This is a genomic window from Leucobacter musarum subsp. musarum (genome assembly GCF_001273845.1).
Taxonomy (GTDB): Bacteria; Actinomycetota; Actinomycetes; order Actinomycetales; family Microbacteriaceae; genus Leucobacter; species Leucobacter musarum.
On record NZ_JHBW01000068.1, the window covers coordinates 42,091 to 59,016 of the forward strand.

At 67.7% G+C, this 16,926-nt stretch carries 14 protein-coding genes and 1 tRNA gene; 12 read left to right on the top strand and 3 right to left on the bottom strand.

Going from position 1 to position 16,926, the window contains the following annotated elements; all coding sequences use genetic code 11:
• Positions 1 to 29 precede the first annotated feature (29 nt).
• Positions 30 to 1,646 carry a chitinase gene (locus tag CH42_RS06260; RefSeq protein ID WP_053352360.1) on the bottom strand — a complete coding sequence of 539 codons (1,617 nt, stop codon included), beginning with the start codon at positions 1,644 to 1,646 and terminating at the stop codon, positions 30 to 32.
• A gap of 302 nt (positions 1,647 to 1,948) precedes the next feature.
• On the opposite strand from CH42_RS06260, the gene CH42_RS06265 reads away from it, so the two are divergent.
• The gene (locus CH42_RS06265; RefSeq protein ID WP_053352361.1) at positions 1,949 to 4,315 is read left to right on the top strand and encodes a glycosyltransferase family 2 protein; all 2,367 of its coding nucleotides are present in this window, start codon (positions 1,949 to 1,951) and stop codon (positions 4,313 to 4,315) included.
• Between the two features lie 12 nt (positions 4,316 to 4,327).
• On the opposite strand, the gene CH42_RS06270 is transcribed toward CH42_RS06265, so the two are convergent.
• The gene (locus tag CH42_RS06270) at positions 4,328 to 4,714 is read right to left on the bottom strand and encodes a GntR family transcriptional regulator (protein ID WP_053352362.1); all 387 of its coding nucleotides are present in this window, start codon (positions 4,712 to 4,714) and stop codon (positions 4,328 to 4,330) included.
• Positions 4,715 to 4,746: 32 nt separating this feature from the next.
• Between CH42_RS06270 and CH42_RS06275 the strand changes: the two genes are divergently transcribed.
• The 6 genes from CH42_RS06275 (at position 4,747) to CH42_RS06300 (ending at position 10,316) form a co-directional block, all read left to right on the top strand.
• Positions 4,747 to 5,700 carry a Ppx/GppA phosphatase family protein gene (locus CH42_RS06275; protein WP_053352363.1) on the top strand — a complete coding sequence of 318 codons (954 nt, stop codon included), beginning with the start codon at positions 4,747 to 4,749 and terminating at the stop codon, positions 5,698 to 5,700.
• A gap of 50 nt (positions 5,701 to 5,750) precedes the next feature.
• Positions 5,751 to 6,380, top strand: a complete 630-nt coding sequence (locus CH42_RS06280; protein WP_053352364.1) for an ABC transporter ATP-binding protein — start codon at positions 5,751 to 5,753, stop codon at positions 6,378 to 6,380.
• Positions 6,377 to 7,945 (top strand): hypothetical protein, encoded by a 1,569-nt coding sequence (locus CH42_RS06285; protein WP_053352365.1) that lies wholly within the window; start codon positions 6,377 to 6,379, stop codon positions 7,943 to 7,945. The genes CH42_RS06280 and CH42_RS06285 overlap by 4 nt, the downstream gene beginning before the upstream one ends.
• 209 nt (positions 7,946 to 8,154) lie before the next feature.
• Positions 8,155 to 9,183 (top strand): TerC family protein, encoded by a 1,029-nt coding sequence (locus CH42_RS06290; protein WP_053352366.1) that lies wholly within the window; start codon positions 8,155 to 8,157, stop codon positions 9,181 to 9,183.
• A gap of 93 nt (positions 9,184 to 9,276) precedes the next feature.
• Positions 9,277 to 9,636 (top strand): Cd(II)/Pb(II)-sensing metalloregulatory transcriptional regulator CmtR, encoded by a 360-nt coding sequence (gene cmtR, locus CH42_RS06295; protein ID WP_053352367.1) that lies wholly within the window; start codon positions 9,277 to 9,279, stop codon positions 9,634 to 9,636.
• Positions 9,633 to 10,316, top strand: a complete 684-nt coding sequence (locus CH42_RS06300; protein WP_053352368.1) for a cation transporter — start codon at positions 9,633 to 9,635, stop codon at positions 10,314 to 10,316. Before cmtR ends, CH42_RS06300 begins: the two co-directional genes overlap by 4 nt.
• Positions 10,317 to 10,335: 19 nt before the next feature.
• On the opposite strand, the gene CH42_RS06305 is transcribed toward CH42_RS06300, so the two are convergent.
• Positions 10,336 to 11,271 carry a LysR family transcriptional regulator gene (locus CH42_RS06305; protein WP_053352369.1) on the bottom strand — a complete coding sequence of 312 codons (936 nt, stop codon included), beginning with the start codon at positions 11,269 to 11,271 and terminating at the stop codon, positions 10,336 to 10,338.
• Positions 11,272 to 11,393: 122 nt separating this feature from the next.
• Between CH42_RS06305 and CH42_RS06310 the strand changes: the two genes are divergently transcribed.
• The 5 genes from CH42_RS06310 (at position 11,394) to CH42_RS06330 (ending at position 16,765) form a co-directional block, all read left to right on the top strand.
• Positions 11,394 to 12,932 (top strand): aminotransferase class I/II-fold pyridoxal phosphate-dependent enzyme, encoded by a 1,539-nt coding sequence (locus CH42_RS06310; RefSeq protein WP_075205270.1) that lies wholly within the window; start codon positions 11,394 to 11,396, stop codon positions 12,930 to 12,932.
• 169 nt (positions 12,933 to 13,101) lie between these two features.
• Positions 13,102 to 14,652 carry an APC family permease gene (locus CH42_RS06315; RefSeq protein ID WP_053352370.1) on the top strand — a complete coding sequence of 517 codons (1,551 nt, stop codon included), beginning with the start codon at positions 13,102 to 13,104 and terminating at the stop codon, positions 14,650 to 14,652.
• 99 nt (positions 14,653 to 14,751) lie between these two features.
• A complete protein-coding gene (locus CH42_RS06320; protein WP_053352371.1) occupies positions 14,752 to 14,952 on the top strand; it encodes a hypothetical protein in 201 nt (66 codons plus the stop codon).
• A 235-nt stretch (positions 14,953 to 15,187) separates the two neighbouring features.
• A complete protein-coding gene (gene lysA / locus CH42_RS06325; protein ID WP_053352372.1) occupies positions 15,188 to 16,540 on the top strand; it encodes a diaminopimelate decarboxylase in 1,353 nt (450 codons plus the stop codon).
• A 150-nt stretch (positions 16,541 to 16,690) separates the two neighbouring features.
• Positions 16,691 to 16,765: transfer RNA gene (locus tag CH42_RS06330), tRNA-Gln, on the top strand.
• The last annotated feature ends 161 nt before the right edge of the window (positions 16,766 to 16,926 follow it).

A 16,926-nucleotide genomic window follows, 5' to 3' on the forward strand; every position in this document is an offset into this window, starting at 1 on the left:
GGCGATCCCGCGTCTCCCGGTACCTGGGATTAGCTCCCTGCGTCACCCGCCGTGTCGCTCGATGCGTCAGCCTGCACTGCGGCGCCCGACCCGTTCGCACCCGTGGCCGCCTCGTTCGACGAACCGGTCACCTCCGCGATCTCAGCATCGGTGAGCACCCGCCACGGCGAGTCCTGCGGTTGCACCAGCGCGGCGTCCGGGCTGTCGCCCAGCGAATACCACTTCGCCTCGTACCCGTCGCCATCGAACATGACGCGGTCGCCGCGGCGGTACTCCTTCGTCTTATCCCAATCGGCGTAGGCGCCCGCGGGCAACTTCGGCCGTTCGATCGGCTTCTCGCCGTCGAGCACTGGGCCGAGCAAACGCCACGGCTGTGAGCCGTTCTCGGCAGCCTGATCGGGCTGATCGCCCTCGGTCCACCACTTCGCCTCGTACACATTGCGGTGCCAGACGACCTTCGTCTCTGCCGGGTACGCCGTCGTCTCGTTCCAGATCGGGTACGGGCTGGTCTCGGGGTCGTCTTCGACGAGCTCGACCGGGCCGTCGGTGTCGACCTCTTCCGCGACCTGAGCGATCGCGCCCGAGCGGTGCTCGCGCAGAATCTTCGTGAAGTCGCCCTTCTCCTGCGTCACACCGCTGCACGAATCCGAGACGGTCTTCGGATCGGGCCAGTTCGCATCGCACTGCTGGTCGCGGTTCAGCGACCACATCGACATGCGGGCCATGCCGCGCTCGTCGGCGAACGTCGACAGCTTCTGGGCGTCTTCGAGGGTGAAGAGATCCTTGCGCGTATCGTTCTGGCCGATCATCGGGGTCGCCGAGACGCGGCTCCACGCGGTGGCCTCGCCGATGGGAGCGCCGATCTCCTGGTAGAGCGAGCGCAGCTGCGACTGCGTCGCGTCGAGGCTACTCTCGACGGCCGGGTAGAAGTCTTTCTCCTTCTCGGAGTTGTAGTTCATCGTCATGACGTTGACGCCCGCGAGGTCGACACCGGCCTTGAGGTAGGCGCGGATCGCCTGAAGGCCCTCGAACGTCAGTCCATCGGGCGCGACCGGCAGCGTCAGCCAGACATCGAGCCCGTCCTTCTGTGCATCCTGCACCGTGCGAATGGCTGCGGCCTGACGTGCGATGCCGGCCTCGTCAGAGAGGAACGCACCCTCGATATCCATATCGACGCTGGCGAGTTCGTAGCGGTCGACAACGCTCGTGTACCCCTCGACCAGCTTCGCCTCGTCGGTGCACTCGTAGGCGATGTCGTGGTTCGCCTGACCGCCGAACGACACCATGGCCGAACCGCCGAGGTTGCGCAGGCGCTGCAGCTTGCGGTCGAGGTCGAGCGAGTTCTCGGCTTCATCGAGACCGTAGTAGCCGCCCCATGAGGGGCTGCAAACGTCGTCGGGCGAAGCGACGATGAACGACAGCACAACATTCTTCTGCCCCTCTTCGCCCGGCGATTCGAAGGGGAAGGTCGGGGTCGCGGTGACATCGACGTACGAGTCAAACCACGGAGTGCGCTCCGTGGCGACCGCGACGTCTTGCACGCGCGTCCACGCGTAGACGCCGCCACCAATGAGTCCCGCAATCACGACGACTACGACGCTGAGCCTCGCCCACGACAGTTTTCTCCCGGGATACCACTTCGCCATTGCTGCCCCTTCACCCGCGCCCTCGCCCGACGGGTCTGGGATGCACCCTCTACCGGCTGTTTCCGTCAGCTATGCTATACGAGCGATAACACGAATCTTTACAAATACTCGGTGATTTTATGAGTGTTCGTAAGAAAACCCGCGAAGAGACGACCGTGTGTTTCGACACACCCTCGGTAGGACCGACGCGTGGACGACCGGTTCTTCAGGGGGTTTCAAGGGTGGCGAAGCAGACAGAGGCGAGCGCGAACGCGCGGAGACGGCAGTGGGGTGCGGAGCGGCGGTCGGAGCCGCTCGCGATCATGCACTCGCGCCCGAGTGGCGGTGCCGTCGTGTGGGCGCGGGCGGCCATTGTCGTCACGGTGCTGGCGTGGTTCTTCTACATGATTACCACGATCGTGCGCATGGTGATCGAGGGGCCGACGGAGTCGTTCATCTTCCACGTGCAGACGTGGGTCTATGGGCTGACGGTGACAGCGCTGACCTTCTCGGCGTTGATGTATCTCACGGCGCGATATGGCGCCCTGGTGCGCTTCCGCGAGCATCGCCGTGTCGAGCGCGCGCTCATCGATCAGCACTTCGCGGAGTCCGACTCCGACGTCACCGTGCTGATCCCGAGCTACGACGAGGAACCGGAGGTGGTGCGCTACACGCTGTGGTCGGCGGCGCTGCAGGAGTTTCCGTCGGTGCGCGTGGTCCTCCTCATCGACGACAAGGAGAAGGGGCTTGAAGGCGAAGCGCTCGCGCGCCTGAACCAGACCCGCGGGCTGCTGGGCGACATTCAGGAGGCACTCGAGTCGCCGCTGCACGACGCGCTCGAGGCGATGCGCCGGTTCCAGGAGGAGACCCCTGAGGTTCCCGGACCCGAAGACGCCAAGCGCGCCGCCGAGGCGTACGCGGCCGCCGCGACCTGGTTCGACGAGTTCGCTGCGGCGGAGAAGATCGAAGACCACATGGCCGAGTTCTTCGCCGAACAGGTGCTGCTGGGGCTGTCGAACGACCTCCGTCTCACACGCCTGGCGCTGCATGCTGCGTTCGAACAGGGTGGATCGCCCGATCGCGAGCGCCTCGAGCAGCTCTACCGCCGCTTGATCTGGATCTTCAGCGCCGACATGAGCTTCTTCGAGCGCAAGAAGTACGCCTCGCTCTCGCAGGAGCCGAATAAGGCGATGAACCTGAACTCGTACATCTCGTTGATGGGCGGCCGCTACCGCATCGCCGACGAGACCGGGGTGCAGTTGCTCGAGCCGATCCGCGAACGCGACGAGGTCGAACCCGACCTCGTGATCCCGGACAGCCGTTACCTGCTCACGCTCGACGCCGACTCGCAGCTCTTGCGCGATTACTGCGTGCGACTCGTCTACTTGCTCGAGCAGCCCGAGAATGAGCGCGTCGCGGTGACGCAGACGCCGTACTCGTCGTTCCGTGGCGCCCCGACGCGCATCGAGCGCATCGCGGGCGCGACGACCGACCTCCAGCACATTCAGCACCAGGGCCTCACCTACTTCAACGCTACCTTCTGGGTGGGCGCGAACGCGGTGATCCGCAAGGAGGCGCTCGCCGATATCGCGGTCACCGAAACCGTGGGCGGGTTCGAGATCACGACGTACGTGCAAGACCGTACGGTCATCGAGGACACCGAGTCGAGCATCGACCTCGGCGCCCACGGCTGGTCGCTCGAGAACTACCCGGAGCGCCTGAGCTACAGCGCCACGCCGCCCGACTTCGGCTCGCTCATCGTGCAGCGCCGCCGCTGGGCGAACGGCGGTCTGCTGATCATGCCGAAGATGTTCGAGATGATCCGCATCCGCAAGGGCACCCCGGCGCGCGTGCGTCTCACCGAGAAGCTGCTGCGCACCAACTACATGTCGTCGCTGGCATGGGCGAGCTTTGGCCTGATCTTCCTGCTCTTCTTCCCGTTCGACTCGCGCCTCTTGAGCCCGCTCGTCGTGGCCGCCGCGCTGCCGTACTTCATCTCGCAGGCGCTCGACCTCCGGGCAAGCGGCCACCGACTGAGCGATATCTTCCGCATCTACGGCTTCAACCTGGTGCTGCTGCCGGTGAACTTGGCGGGTGTGCTGAAGTCGATGCAGCAGGGCGTCACGGGTGAGAAGATTCCGTTCGCGCGTACCCCGAAGGTCACGGGTCGCACGGCATCGCCCGCGATCTACGTGATTCTGCCCTTCGTGATCATCGCGTTCTCGGTGATCACCGCCTACCGCGACTTCATGCTCGGCAACTGGGGCAACTTCATCTTCGCCGGCTTCAACGCGATCATGGCCACCTGGGCCGCGGTCTCGTACATTGGCGTGCGCGCGGCGATCGTCGACGCGGTGCTCGGTGTCGTCGGCTGGCTCTACGTGGCTCCGAAGCCCAAGAAGCAGAAGGCCAAGAGCCTGGTCGACCCCGATGCCGAGGTTAACTGGCAAGCGATTTTGTACCACGGCGACCGTCGTCTGCGCCGCGATCTCACCCGCTCAAGCGACCGTCGTCGTCGCCTCGGCGGCGTGCGCAAAGAGGTCAAAGCGGTGGCCGAGCTCAGCGCCGGTGCCCCGCGCGTCGAGGTCAACGAGGTGACGCTTGCGGCGCCGACCAACTCGACCGACGTCGGCCCGATCATCACGCCGAACGGTGACAAGGCGACATCGCCCGACTGGTACCGCAAGTAGGGTCGCGCCGGATCACCCGGCCGCGGCACGCCGCACGGCGTCGGTGAGCAGCGTTTCGGCGCGCTCACCGACGACGCCGATCTCGGCGAGCTGTGCGACGGCTGCGAGGGCGATGCCGCGTGCGGCGGCCTCGATGGGGTCGTCGCCGAGCGACACGAACGTGCCGGCGCGGCCGCGCCCCTCGATGACGCCGCTCTCTTCGAGCGCGCGGTAAGCGGAGGCCACGGTGTTCGCCGCCACGCCGAGATGCGTCGCGAGACCGCGCACCGTCGGCAGCTTCGCTCCCGGTGCGAGGGAGCCGTCGGATACCGCGCGCACCACCGCGTCGTGCAGTTGGCGGAATGGAGGCTGGGCCGATCCCGCATCGATCGTGAACAGGTGGAGTGCGGCGTCGCTCATGCAGTCAGCGTAACGCGCACTAGAATCGCACCATGCGTCTCGGAGTGATCGACGTCGGATCAAACACCGTCCACCTGCTGGTTGTCGATGCCCACCCGGGCGCGAGTCCGGTGCCCTACCATTCGCAGCGCTCGGTGCTGCGGTTGATGCGGTACCTCGACGCCGACGGGGCCATCTCGGAAGAGGGGGTCGTACGTATCGTCGAGGCGATCCGCGAGAGCGCCGAAACGGCCCGCGAGATCGGCGTCGACGACCTCATCTCGACCGCCACGAGCGCGATTCGCGAGGCGACGAACGGCGACGAGGTGCTCGCGCGCGTGACGCGGGAGACCGGCGTGGTGCTGCGGGTGCTGTCGGGGGAGGACGAGGCGCGCATCACGATGCTTGCCGTGCGTCGTTGGCTCGGTTGGTCGGCGGGGGAGGTGCTGCTGTTCGACATCGGCGGCGGCTCGTTCGAGATTGCGCAGGGCGCCGACGAGTATCCCGATGTGCAGGTGTCGCTGCCGCTGGGGGCTGGGCGATCCACCATCAATTTTCTCGCGGAGGATCCGCCTCCCCGCGAAGCCGTCTCGCGCTTGCGCGCGCACGCCCGGGCAGAATTCACGCGCGTGCGCGACGACCTCTTCGCCGACCGGCCGCGGCCGAAGCGCGTGGTGGGCACGTCGAAGACGATCCGCTCGCTCGCCCGGCTCGTGGGCGGCCCGTCGGACCCGGTGACCGGAGACCTCGCGCAGCTGCACTACGTCGGCCTGCGCGAGTGGGAGCCGTCGCTGCGCGAAATGCCGGGCGCCGTGCGCGAGTACCTGCCGGGCATCACGCCTGAGCGCGGCTACCAGATCATGGCGGGCGCAGTCGTGCTGCGCACCGCGATGAAGGTGTTCGGCGTCGAGACGCTCACGATCTCACCCTGGGCACTGCGCGAGGGCATCGTGCTGCGCTACATCGACGCGCTCGACGGGCGCGGCGCGGAGCCGGTGCGGGGCTGACGAGCTCACCTCGACGTGCGTCTGCCCCGCGTGTTTGCGAGGATGGATGCATGATCGAGGTCGAGCGAGCCGTAGTCAGCGAGGGGGCCGTCACGCTGCTCCCCGAGACCAGCCTGCACGCCGCGGCGGGCGACGCCGTCGTCGTGCGCGGGCCGAATGGCGCCGGCAAATCGACCCTGCTGCGACTGGTCGCGGGCATGCGCGAGCCGTCACGCGGCTCGGTCACGATTGCCGGCAAGCGCGCTACCGCGAAGCACCGCGCGCTGCGCCGCACCGTTGCCGCGATGATCGGCCTTCCGCCGATGGCGCCCGATCTCACCGTGCGCGATCACGTGCGGCTCGTCGCGACGACTTGGGCCGGCAACGCGCCGAGCGCGGAGCGCCTGGCCGCAGAGGTGCTCGACGAACTGGGGCTGGCGGCGCTCGGGGAGCGCTTCCCACACGAGCTCTCGTCGGGGCAGACGCAGCTGTTCGGGCTCGCGTTGGTGCTCGCCCGACCGTTCGACGCGCTGGTGCTCGACGAGCCTGAGCAGCGGCTCGACGCCGATCGCATTCAGCTGGTGGTCGCGGCGCTGCGCAAGCGTCGCGCCCGAGGGGCCGCCATCGTCGTCGCCACGCACAGTGACGCGCTTGAGCGCGGGCTCGACGGCCGCGCGGTGCGCCTGCCGGCGGCGGCATGAGTTCGGGCGCGGGTCGCGCACTCGCGATCTGGCGGGCTCGGAGGCCGCGTAGCGGGGCGGATCGCGGCTACGTCGCCTACCTCATCGTGATGGTGGCGATCATCTGCGTCGCTCCGGCCGTGCGGGCGCTCTGGCTGGGCGTCACGACCCCGGAGGCGCTCGCCGCGCTCACGGCCCCCGGCACGGCTTCAACCGTGGGTGCCGTCGCCGCCACGCTCTGGGCGCTGGCGCTGGTCGCCGGCGGATTCCGCGGCCCCGCGCTGCGGCCACTGCTGCTCACCACGATCTTCGCCCGCAGCGATGCACCGCGCGCCCGCACGTTCGGGGGCGCGGTGCTGCTCGCCGGTGCCGCACTCACGGTCGCCACCACCCTCGTCGCCGGCTTCCTCGCCGCGGTATTCGCGAGCCACGGGCTCATCAGCGCGGGGCACGCAGGGGAGCTGGTGGCGCTCGGCGCCCTCACCGGCGTGATCGCGACCGTCGCCTGGCTCGCGGGTCAGGCCGCACCGCGTGCGGCGCTCGCGGGTGCGGGCGGGGTGGCGATCCTGCTCGCTATCGGCTTGCTCGCGCCCGCGGGTGCTGTGCTCAGCGATGTCACTCCGTGGGGGTGGATCGCCTCCGCATGGGCGGGCGGCGCCTCGACGGCAAGCGCCGCGCTTGCGATTCCCGGGCTGACGCCGCTCGTCGCCCTCGCGTTGCTCGCCGTTGCCTTGCTCGTCTGCGCCCCGATGCTGCTCGCACGACTCGACAGCGCGGCGCTCGAGACGCAGGCAGCACGCTGGGAGTCGCTGACGGCGCACGCCTACGGCATGGACTTCGCCGCGGCGATCTCGATCTACGGCGCCCGCCCGAAGCTCGGTCGGTCGCTCCGTGCCGTGCGCCCGGCATGCTCGCTGACCGCGACGTTCGTGCGCCGCGACGCTGTGGGGGCGGTGCGCACCCCGGGGCGGCTCATCGCGGGGGTGCTCGGCATCGCCGCGGGCAGCGTGCTGGTGGTGCTCGCCTGCACCGCGCCCACCCCGATCTGGGGCCTCGGCGCCGTGGCCGCAGTGCTGATGTTCGCGGGCGTGGGCCCGTTCACCGACGGGCTGCGGCACGCGGCGAGCGTCGCATCCGACTTGCCGCTCTACGGCGTCAGCGACGAGCGATTGGTGGCGATGCACGCGGTGTTTCCGGCGGTCGTGGCGGCGCTGGTCGCGGCGTTGGTCGGCGCGGTGTCGGTGATCTTGCTCGGGGACACCGGCACCGGCTCCGACGCTTTGACACTGAGCATGCTCGTGCCGGTGCTCGCTGCAGCGGGCCTGGCACTCGTCGTGGTGCTCGCCCGAGTGAACGCTGCGCTCAAGGGGCATCTGTCGATTGCGATGCTCACGCCGATTCCGACGCCCGTCGGCGACGTGAGCGTGCTGGTGCGGCTCGCGTGGGCGCTCGACGGGGTCATCGTGGTCGCTGCGGCCGGTGCCGCCGTGGTGCTCGCCGGGGTCGCGCCGGTGTGGGCAATCGCGGCGGTGGGCGGCATGCTGCTCGTCTGCGTGACTCGCTGGCGCCGGCGTCGTGCGGGGTGACGTCGCGCCGCCGCCGCCGCGCGAATCAACTTTGAGGCACATCGGCACTTCGCCTGCTACAGTGGAGCCCGCAAGGGGAGTACTCCCGCTCGCAGTGTGCCCGTCATTACGGTTGCGTCGTCGCAGCCCGGGTCGCTGGCTCTGAACTGCATTCGCAGGGGCAGAGCGGAGGAGACCTTGGTGAGTACCACCGAACCCTTGGAGCACCCATGCAGATCACGCCGTTGGTGTGGATCATCACGATCCTCGTCACGATCGCTTTCTTCGTCTACGAGTTCTTCGCGCACGTGCGCAAGCCGCACGAGCCCACCATTGGTGAGTCGGCGCGCTGGTCGGCGTTCTACATCGGCCTCGCGCTGGTCTTCGGCGTCGGCATCGGTGTCGTCTCGGGCTGGAACTTCGGCGGCGAGTACTTCGCCGGCTACCTGACCGAGAAGGCGCTGTCGATCGACAACCTGTTCGTCTTCCTGCTTGTGATGGGTGCGTTTGCGGTGCCGAAGATGTACCAGCAGAAGGTGCTGATGGTGGGCATCATCATCGCGCTGATCTTGCGCGGCATCTTCATCGCGGTCGGCGCGACGCTTATCGAGAACCTGAGCTGGATCTTCTACGCATTCGGTGCCCTCCTGCTCTTCCTCGCGTGGAAGCAGGCGTTCTCGAATCACGAAAGCGACCCGGCGAATGGCCGCTTCATGCAGCTCGTGCGCCGCGTGCTGCCCGTCACCGACGACTACCACGGCGACAAGCTCACGGCGAAGATCGACGGCAAGCGCTTCTTCACCCCGATGTTCTTGACGATCGTCGCGATCGGCTTCATCGACCTCGTGTTCGCGGTCGACTCGATCCCGGCGATCTACGGCCTCACGAACGAGGCGTACATCGTGTTCACCGCCAACGCCTTCGCGCTCATGGGCCTGCGTCAGCTGTTCTTCTTGATCGGTGGGCTGCTCGAGCGTCTCGTGTACCTTTCGCAGGGTCTCGCTGTCATTCTCGCGTTCATCGGCGTCAAGCTCGTCTTCCACGCCCTGCACGTCAACGAGTTGCCGTTCATCAACGGCGGCGAGCCGATCCTCTGGGTGCCCGAGATTCCGATCTGGTTCTCGCTCGGTTTCATCGGTCTCACGATCACAGTCGCGACGGTGCTGAGCCTGCGGAGGACGCGCGGGCAGCGCACTGCCGTTGGTGCCCACGCGGCCGAAGATCAGGTGTCGGATCGCGCCGAGCTCGACCAGCGCTAAGCCTGTGAGCGGGTCGGTGTCGTGGCGCCGGCCCGCTGAAGGCTGCGGGCGACACGCTTCCCAATAGGTCACTGATCGCTGTATAGTCAGCACATGCTGACCATTTCGCATCGCCTTGACGCCATGAATCGACTCGGTCGGGCCATGTCCGATGCGACGCGATCGCGCATCTTGCTCGCGCTCCTCGAGGCCCCCGGCTACCCGGCGCAACTCGCGCGCGATCTCGACCTCACGCGCACGAACGTGTCGAATCACCTCGCCTGTCTGCGGGGCTGCGGCATCGTCGTGGCAGAGCCGGAGGGGCGTCAGACGCGCTACGAGATCGCGGACCCGCACTTGACCGCGGCGCTCAGCTCGCTGGTCGATGTGACGCTCGCGGTCGATGAGGCCGCGCCGTGCATTGACGCCTCGTGCCGCGTACCGGGCTGTTGCGAACCGGGCGGTGCGTCATGACCGCGACCGCACAGGTGCGCAGCCGCCCAGACATCTTGCGCCGCCGCATTCGGTGGGTCGTAGCGTTCACCATCGCTTGGAACGTCATCGAGGCGATCATTGCGCTGATTGCCGGCGGGGCCGCCTCGTCTGCAGCGCTCATCGGATTCGGCCTCGACTCGATCGTAGAGGTGCTCTCGGCGGCGGCGGTTGCGTGGCAGTTCAGTGCGACCGACCCGCAGCGGCGAGAGCGCACGGCGCTTCGCGTCATCGCGATCTCGTTCTTTCTGCTCGCTGCCTACGTGTCGGTTGACGCGGTGCTGTCACTCGCGAGTGCGCGCGATCCACAGCACTCGACGGTGGGAATCGTCTTGGCCGCGCTGAGCTTGATCGTCATGCCGTTCTTAAGCTGGTTCGAGCGGCGCACCGGTCGCGAGCTCGGTTCGGCGTCGGCCGTCGCGGATTCGAAGCAGACGCTGATCTGCACGTATCTCTCCGCTGCACTACTCGTCGGGTTGGTACTCAACAGCGTGTTCGGGTGGGCGTGGGCTGACTCGATTGCCGCGCTGGTGATCGCTGGCTTCGCGGTGCGCGAGGGTATCAACGCGTGGCGTGGCGATGCGTGCTGCGCGACATCCGTTTCCGAGCTCACCGCGAGCGGCAGCGCGTCAGCGTGCCGAGACGGGTGCTGCGCGTCGTGAACCGCTCACGCTGAACTGATTACCCCGCCGCCGGGTGCTCGCTGAGCGCGACGGCGTGGCGGATCGCCTGGGCGAGCTGTCGCACCGCCGTCGTGGGCTGGTCGCTGGTGCCTTCCCGGGGCGCGGCGAGCAGCACTGAGCGGGCGAAGCCGGGGTCGTCGATGGGCCGCAGCACGACGCCCGGGTGGAGGGGGCCGGCGGCGAGCTTGGCGACGAGGCCGATGACCATGCCGGCGGCGATCATGCCGAGCATCACCTGGAAGTCGTCGGTGCGAATCGCAACCTCGAGTTCGTGCCCCTCCGCGGCGAACGCGTCGACGAGCACGGTGTCCATGGGGTCGTCGAGGCTCGTGCCGAGCAGCCAGCGCTCGCCCCGCAAAGACATGAGCGAGTCGCGGTCGATCGTCGCGCGGGCGGCGAGCGGGTGCTCCTCGGGCAGGGCGAGCATGAGCGGATCGCGCAGCACCTCGGTCGTGATGATTTCGGGGCGCAGCGGCGCCTCGTACCCGGGAACCGAATACAGCAGTGCGGCGTCGATCGTGCGAGCGTTCACCGCGCTGACCAGCGGCCCGACCTCGAGCAGGGTCGCGTCGATCTCGATGCCGAGGTCGGCGACCTGCGCCACGATCGAGGGCAGCAGCTTTGCGGCCGCGGTCGGAAACGTGCCGAAGCTGAGCCGTGCGCGACCCATCTGCGCGAGGTCTCGGGCGTCGCGCAGCGCCCGATCGGTGAGGGTCAAGATTTCTTCACCGCGATCCAGCACCAACACCCCGACCGGGGTGAGCGTCGAACCGCGCTTCGACCGTGCGATGACGGGGGAGCCGATGAGGCGCTCGAGATTGCGCAGGTGATAGTCGACGGTGGGCTGGCTCCAGGCGAGGGATCGCCCGGCCTGCGTCACCGAACCCTCCCGGTGCACGGCTCGGAGCGCCTGGAGCTGCCGCAGATCGATCATGATGTCCCTTATGCCATGTCGTGATCTCGAACGCAATTCGGATCGAGTCACACACAGTGTATGTGACCTCACAGCCGTTGCGGGGATTCCGCCGCGCAGCGCGGAGGGCCACGATGTGAGGCATGCTGCATTCCGTTCTCACCGTCGCGCCCCGGTTCGCTCTCGACCACAGCCGTGCCCCCTATGCCGACGCCCTCGAAGCGCACGTTGCGCGCGGCCCGGTGCAGCTGATGGTGCCCGGCCACGGCGGCACCGAAGACGACCTCAGCGGGCGCCTCGCCCAGTTCCTCGGCGAGCGCGCGCTGCACCTCGATATTCCGATGCTCATCGACGGCGTCGACCTCGCCGCTCCCGGCCAGACCGTGACCCCACTCGATGAGGCGCTCGCGCTCGCGGCTGACGCGTGGGGTGCCAAGCGCACCTGGTTCCTGACAAACGGCGCCTCGCAGGCGAACCGCACCATCGCGCTCGCAGCTCGCGGCCTCGGCGACCGCATCCTCGCCCAGCGCAGCGCGCACTCCAGCTTCAGCGACGGCATTCTGCTCGCGGGCATCACGCCGAGCTACGTCATGCCCAACGTCGATGCCGAGCACGGCATGGCCCACGGCGTCTCGCCCGCAGCGCTCGACGCGGCGCTCACCGAAGCCGAGCAGCAGGGCACGCCGGCGCACGCCGTGTACGTCATCTCGCCGAGCTACTTCGGGTCGGTCGCCGACGTGCGGGGGCTCTCGGAGGTCGCGCACGCGCACGGTGCCCCGCTCATCGTCGACGGCGCGTGGGGTCCGCACTTCGGCTTCCACCCCGAGCTGCCCGAGTCGCCGGCCCGGCTCGGCGCCGACGTCGTCATCTCGAGCACGCACAAGCTCGCGGGGTCGCTGACGCAGTCGGCGATGCTGCACCTCGGGCACGGCCCGTTCGCGGATCGCCTCGAGCCCCTCATCGAGCGCGCCTTCAGCATGACCGCGTCGACCTCGACGAGCGCGCTGCTGCGCGGCTCGCTCGACATCGCTCGGCACGCACTCGCCACGGGCGAGGAGGCCATCGGGCGATCGGTCGCGGGAGCGCGTCGCTTCCGCGAGATCCTGCGCGCAGATGCCCGTTTCAGTATCGTGAGCGACACCTTCGACCGCTTCGCCGACATCGTCGACACCGATCTACTGCGGGTGCCGATCGACGTGAGCGGCGCGGGCGTCACCGGTCACTGGCTGCGTCAGCACCTTATCGAGCAGCACGAGATCTTCTTCGAGATGTCGACGGCGACCTCGATCGTCGCCGTGATCGGTGCGGGCAAGTCGTTCGACTTCGACGCCGTCTACCGCGCGATGGTCGCGAGCGTCGAGTCGCCCGAGGCTGACATTGAGCGTCGGGCCACGGGCGACGCCCACGACTTCCCGAACCTGCCGAAGCCCGGCGCCTACCGGGTCAGCCCGCGCGACGGGTTCTTCGGCGAGACCGAGGTCGTCTCTGCGGCCGAAGCGATCGGCCGGGTCTCCGCCGACACGCTCGCCGCCTACCCGCCGGGCATCCCCAACGTGATGCCCGGCGAAGAGATCACCGAAGAGGCGGTAGCCTTTTTGCAGGCTGTCGCGGCTTCTCCGACCGGATACGTGCGCGGGGCGATCGATCCGAAGATCGACCGTTTCCGAGTATTGCGGGGGTAGCGGCCCTGCGGCGCCTGCGACGGCGCCGCTCTGACTTCGCGGCCCACCGCCGCGGATTGCCCGAAGTACGGGCATCGCCCGGAAGACCGGGCACCCGGCCGCGCAATGCGACTCGGGACGAATAACCGGGCCTTCGAGCCCTGCGACAACGAAGTCTGGAGACACACGTATGGCGAGCACTCTGCGACAGCAGCTCTTCCGAGTGAAGCCTGTTCCGCAAGACGGGGGTGAGAGCGGGAGCCAGCTGAAGCGGAGCATCGGCCTCGTGCCGCTGACCATGATCGGTGTCGGTGGCACGATCGGCACCGGTATCTTCTTCATTCTCTCCGAGGCCGTGCCGATCGCGGGCCCCGCAGTCATATGGTCGTTCATCATCGCCGGCCTCGTCGCCGGGCTGTCGGTGCTGTGCTACGCCGAGCTCGCGAGTTCCGTGCCGGTCTCCGGATCCTCCTACTCGTACGCCTACAGCACGCTCGGCGAGCTGCCGGCGATGGGTGTCGCGGCCTGTCTGCTGCTCGAGTACGGCGTCTCGACCGCCGCGGTGGCGGTCGGCTGGTCGCAGTATGTGAACCAGCTCGTCAAGAACGTGTTCGGCTTCGAGTTTCCGCATGAGCTGCTCTACGCACCCGAAGAGGGCGGCATCATCAACCTGCCCGCGGTGATCCTGATCGGCCTCTGCTGCTTGCTGCTCATTCGCGGCACCTCGCACTCGGTCGTCACCAACACGATCATGGTCGGCATCAAGATCGCCGTGCTGCTCTTCTTCGTGGCCGTCGGCATCACCGGCTGGAACATCGATCACTTCGCGAACTTCGCGCCCTTCGGCTTCGCCGGTGTCATGACCGGTGCCGGGCTCATCTTCTTCTCGTTCGTCGGGCTCGACGCCGTCGCCACCGCCGGTGACGAGGCGAAGAACCCGCGTCGCAACCTGCCGATCGCGCTCATCGCGGCACTCGTCATCGTCACGACCGTCTACGTGCTCGTCGCCGTCACCGCGCTCGGTGCGCAGGCGACCGACGAGTTCGACGGGCAGAGCGCCGGGCTCTCGGCGATTCTCGAGAACATCGTCGGCGCCTCGTGGCCCGGCACCGTCGTCGCCGCGGGCGCCGTGATCTCGATCTTCAGCGTCACGCTCGTCGTGCTCTACGGCCAGACCCGTATCCTCTTCACCATGTCGCGCGACGGCATGGCTCCGAAGATCTTCAGCAAGGTCAACCCGCGCACCGGCACCCCGATCGCCAACACGATCATCGTGTCGATCATCGTCGCGATTCTCGCCGGCGTGATTCCGATCAACTTCCTCGCCGAGATGACCTCGATCGGCACGCTCGCCGCGTTCACCGTCGTGTCGGTCGCGGTCATGGTGCTGCGCCGCCGCGAGCCCGACCTCGAGCGCAAGTTCCGCGTGCCGCTGTACCCCGTGATTCCGATTCTGTCGATCATCGGCTGCCTCTGGATCATCAAGGATCTGCGCCCCATCACCATCATCGTGTTCGTGATCTGGACCGCCGTCGTGCTGGTCTGGTACTCCTTCACCGGCCGCAAGAACTCGGTGCTCGGGCGCCGCATCGACACCGGCATGATCGTGCTCGTCGGGCCCGGCAAGTACCGCCTCGGCTCTGCCGACGGCGATCTGTACGACGGTGGGGAGTTGGAGGAGTCGGCGTCTGACTCTGCCCAGGTCGGCACCGCGGCGGATCGCGGAGCGTCGCGCGACTAAGCGTGTGCGAGCGGGCGAGCGTGGCGTGTGAGCGCCGTGCTCGCCTGCTGTGCTGCGCGTGGGCTGAGCCGGTGTCGTGCCAATCGATAGGCTGGCTGCATGGACATGGAAGCTCTGGATCGCGCAGCCAAGTTGGCGCTGGTATTCAACATCGCGATGTGGTTGTTCTTCACGATCATCGGTCTGTGGATCCTCTGGGCGATTATTCGCGGAGCGGTGCTGTCAGCCCTGCGGAAGCACTCCGAGGAGCAGTCTGGGGCTCGGTCCACGCCGGTCGAGCCGCCGCCCTATCGCGGGTAGGGGTTTTCGGCGAGACTGAGTACTCGATACCCAATATTCAGGGAAGCAAGGAGGTGGGGGAGTTGCGCGTCGTGACTCGTGAGCACCCGACGCACCCTCCGGTGGATCTGCTGCAGGTGTGGACGGGATACGTGTAGCGCAGCCGCTGCACCCATCCCACCCGTATCTGCGGCGCCCTGGCGCTCGCGCGGTCGTCGGCTCTTGCCGTGCGACCCGAACTTTGGAGTACCCACCCATGAATGACACCACGCCCACAACTGATGCTGCTTCGGCTTCTGCTGCTGCGCCTGTGCTGAATCAGCCCGCTGCCGAGGGCACCCGGCTCGATGAGCTGTGGTCGATCCTGCCCGAAGAAGCGGCCGTCGACACCGAGGGTGTGCTGCACCTCGGCGGAGTGTCCGTCGAAGCGCTGGCCGAGCAGTACGGCACGCCGCTGTATGTGTATGACGAGGCAGGCCTGCGTCGGCAGATCCGCCGCTTCATCGATGGGCTGAGCGAGCGGTGGCTCGACTCCGAGGTGCTGTTCGCCTCGAAGTCGTTCCCGGCCGTCGGCATGTATCGCATCGCCGCCGAGGAAGGTCTGTCTGTCGACATCGCCGGCGGGGGAGAGCTGCGGCTCGCACTCGCGGCCGGGGTGTCGCCGTCGAAGCTGCACTTTCACGGAAACGCGAAGACCGACGCCGAGCTGCGCATGGCGATCGAGGCGGGCATTGACACGATCATCGTCGACAACACTGACGAGCTCGATCGTCTGGAGCGCCTACTCACGAAGCCGCAGAAGCTGCTGCTGCGGGTGATCCCGGGTGTCGAGGCGAAGACGCACGCGTCGCAGGCGACCGGGGGAGACGATTCGAAGTTCGGCCTACCCATGGATCAGGCGCTGGCCGCGATCGAGCGCATGCGGGTGCACCCGCTGCTCGAGTTCGAGGGCGTGCACCTGCACATCGGGTCGCAGATTCTCGACGTGGAGCAGTTCGGCGAGGCCGTCGCGAAGATCTCCACCGCCGGCGAGTTCGATGTCTACGACGTGGGCGGCGGGCTCGGCGTGAAGTACACGTACGACGAGGTCGCGCCGTCGGTTGCGGACTACCTCGACACGATCGTCGCTGCCGCGCGCGAGCATCTGCCCGCGGGCGCACGCATCATGATCGAACCGGGACGCGCGCTAGTATCACGCGCCGGCGTGACGCTGTACCGCGTGACCACCGTGAAGCGCACGGGACGCACCTTCGTGGCCGTCGACGGTGGACTCGCCGATCAGATGGACGCCGCGCTCACCGGGCAGCGTTTTGAGGCGCTGCTCGCCAACCGCGCGCTCGACCCTTGGACCGAGACGTCGCAGCTCGTGGGGCGCCAGTGCGAGTCGGGTGATCTGCTCGTTGATCGCGCCCCGCTGCCGCACGCTCGCGTGGGTGATCTGGCGGTCGTCGCGACGACCGGCGCCTACGGCTACACCCTCGCGAACAACTACAACGGAGCGCTCAAGCCGGCGATCGTGTTCGTGCGCGACGGGGCGGCGCGCCTGGTCGCACGCCGCGAGACGTACGAAGAGCTGCTGGCACTGCACGCGCCGGCGCTCGACGGCTAGTTTCGCCGGGGCATCCCGGTCTTTCGGCCTCTGATCGGGGCGGCGACGCGCGCGGGTTGCGCGTGTGGCCGCCCCGTTTTGAATTCAGGAGAGCTTCAAGGTAGAGTTAACTCTCGGTGCCGCGCTCCTCGGAGCCGCGGATTTCCGCTTTGGGATATGGTGTAATTGGCAACACTACGGTTTCTGGTACCGTCATTCTAGGTTCGAGTCCTGGTATCCCAGCCATTTTAGAGCCCCCGGTTTTTCGCCGGGGGCTTTGTTGTTTTGGTCACCGTTACGGCTCTGGGTTATAGGCCCAAGAGAGTGGGTAGCCTCGCGCAGGGTCTGATCGGATCACCTGCGTGGCTTCAATCGGCCATGTAGGGATAAACCCTTCTCAACGGGGT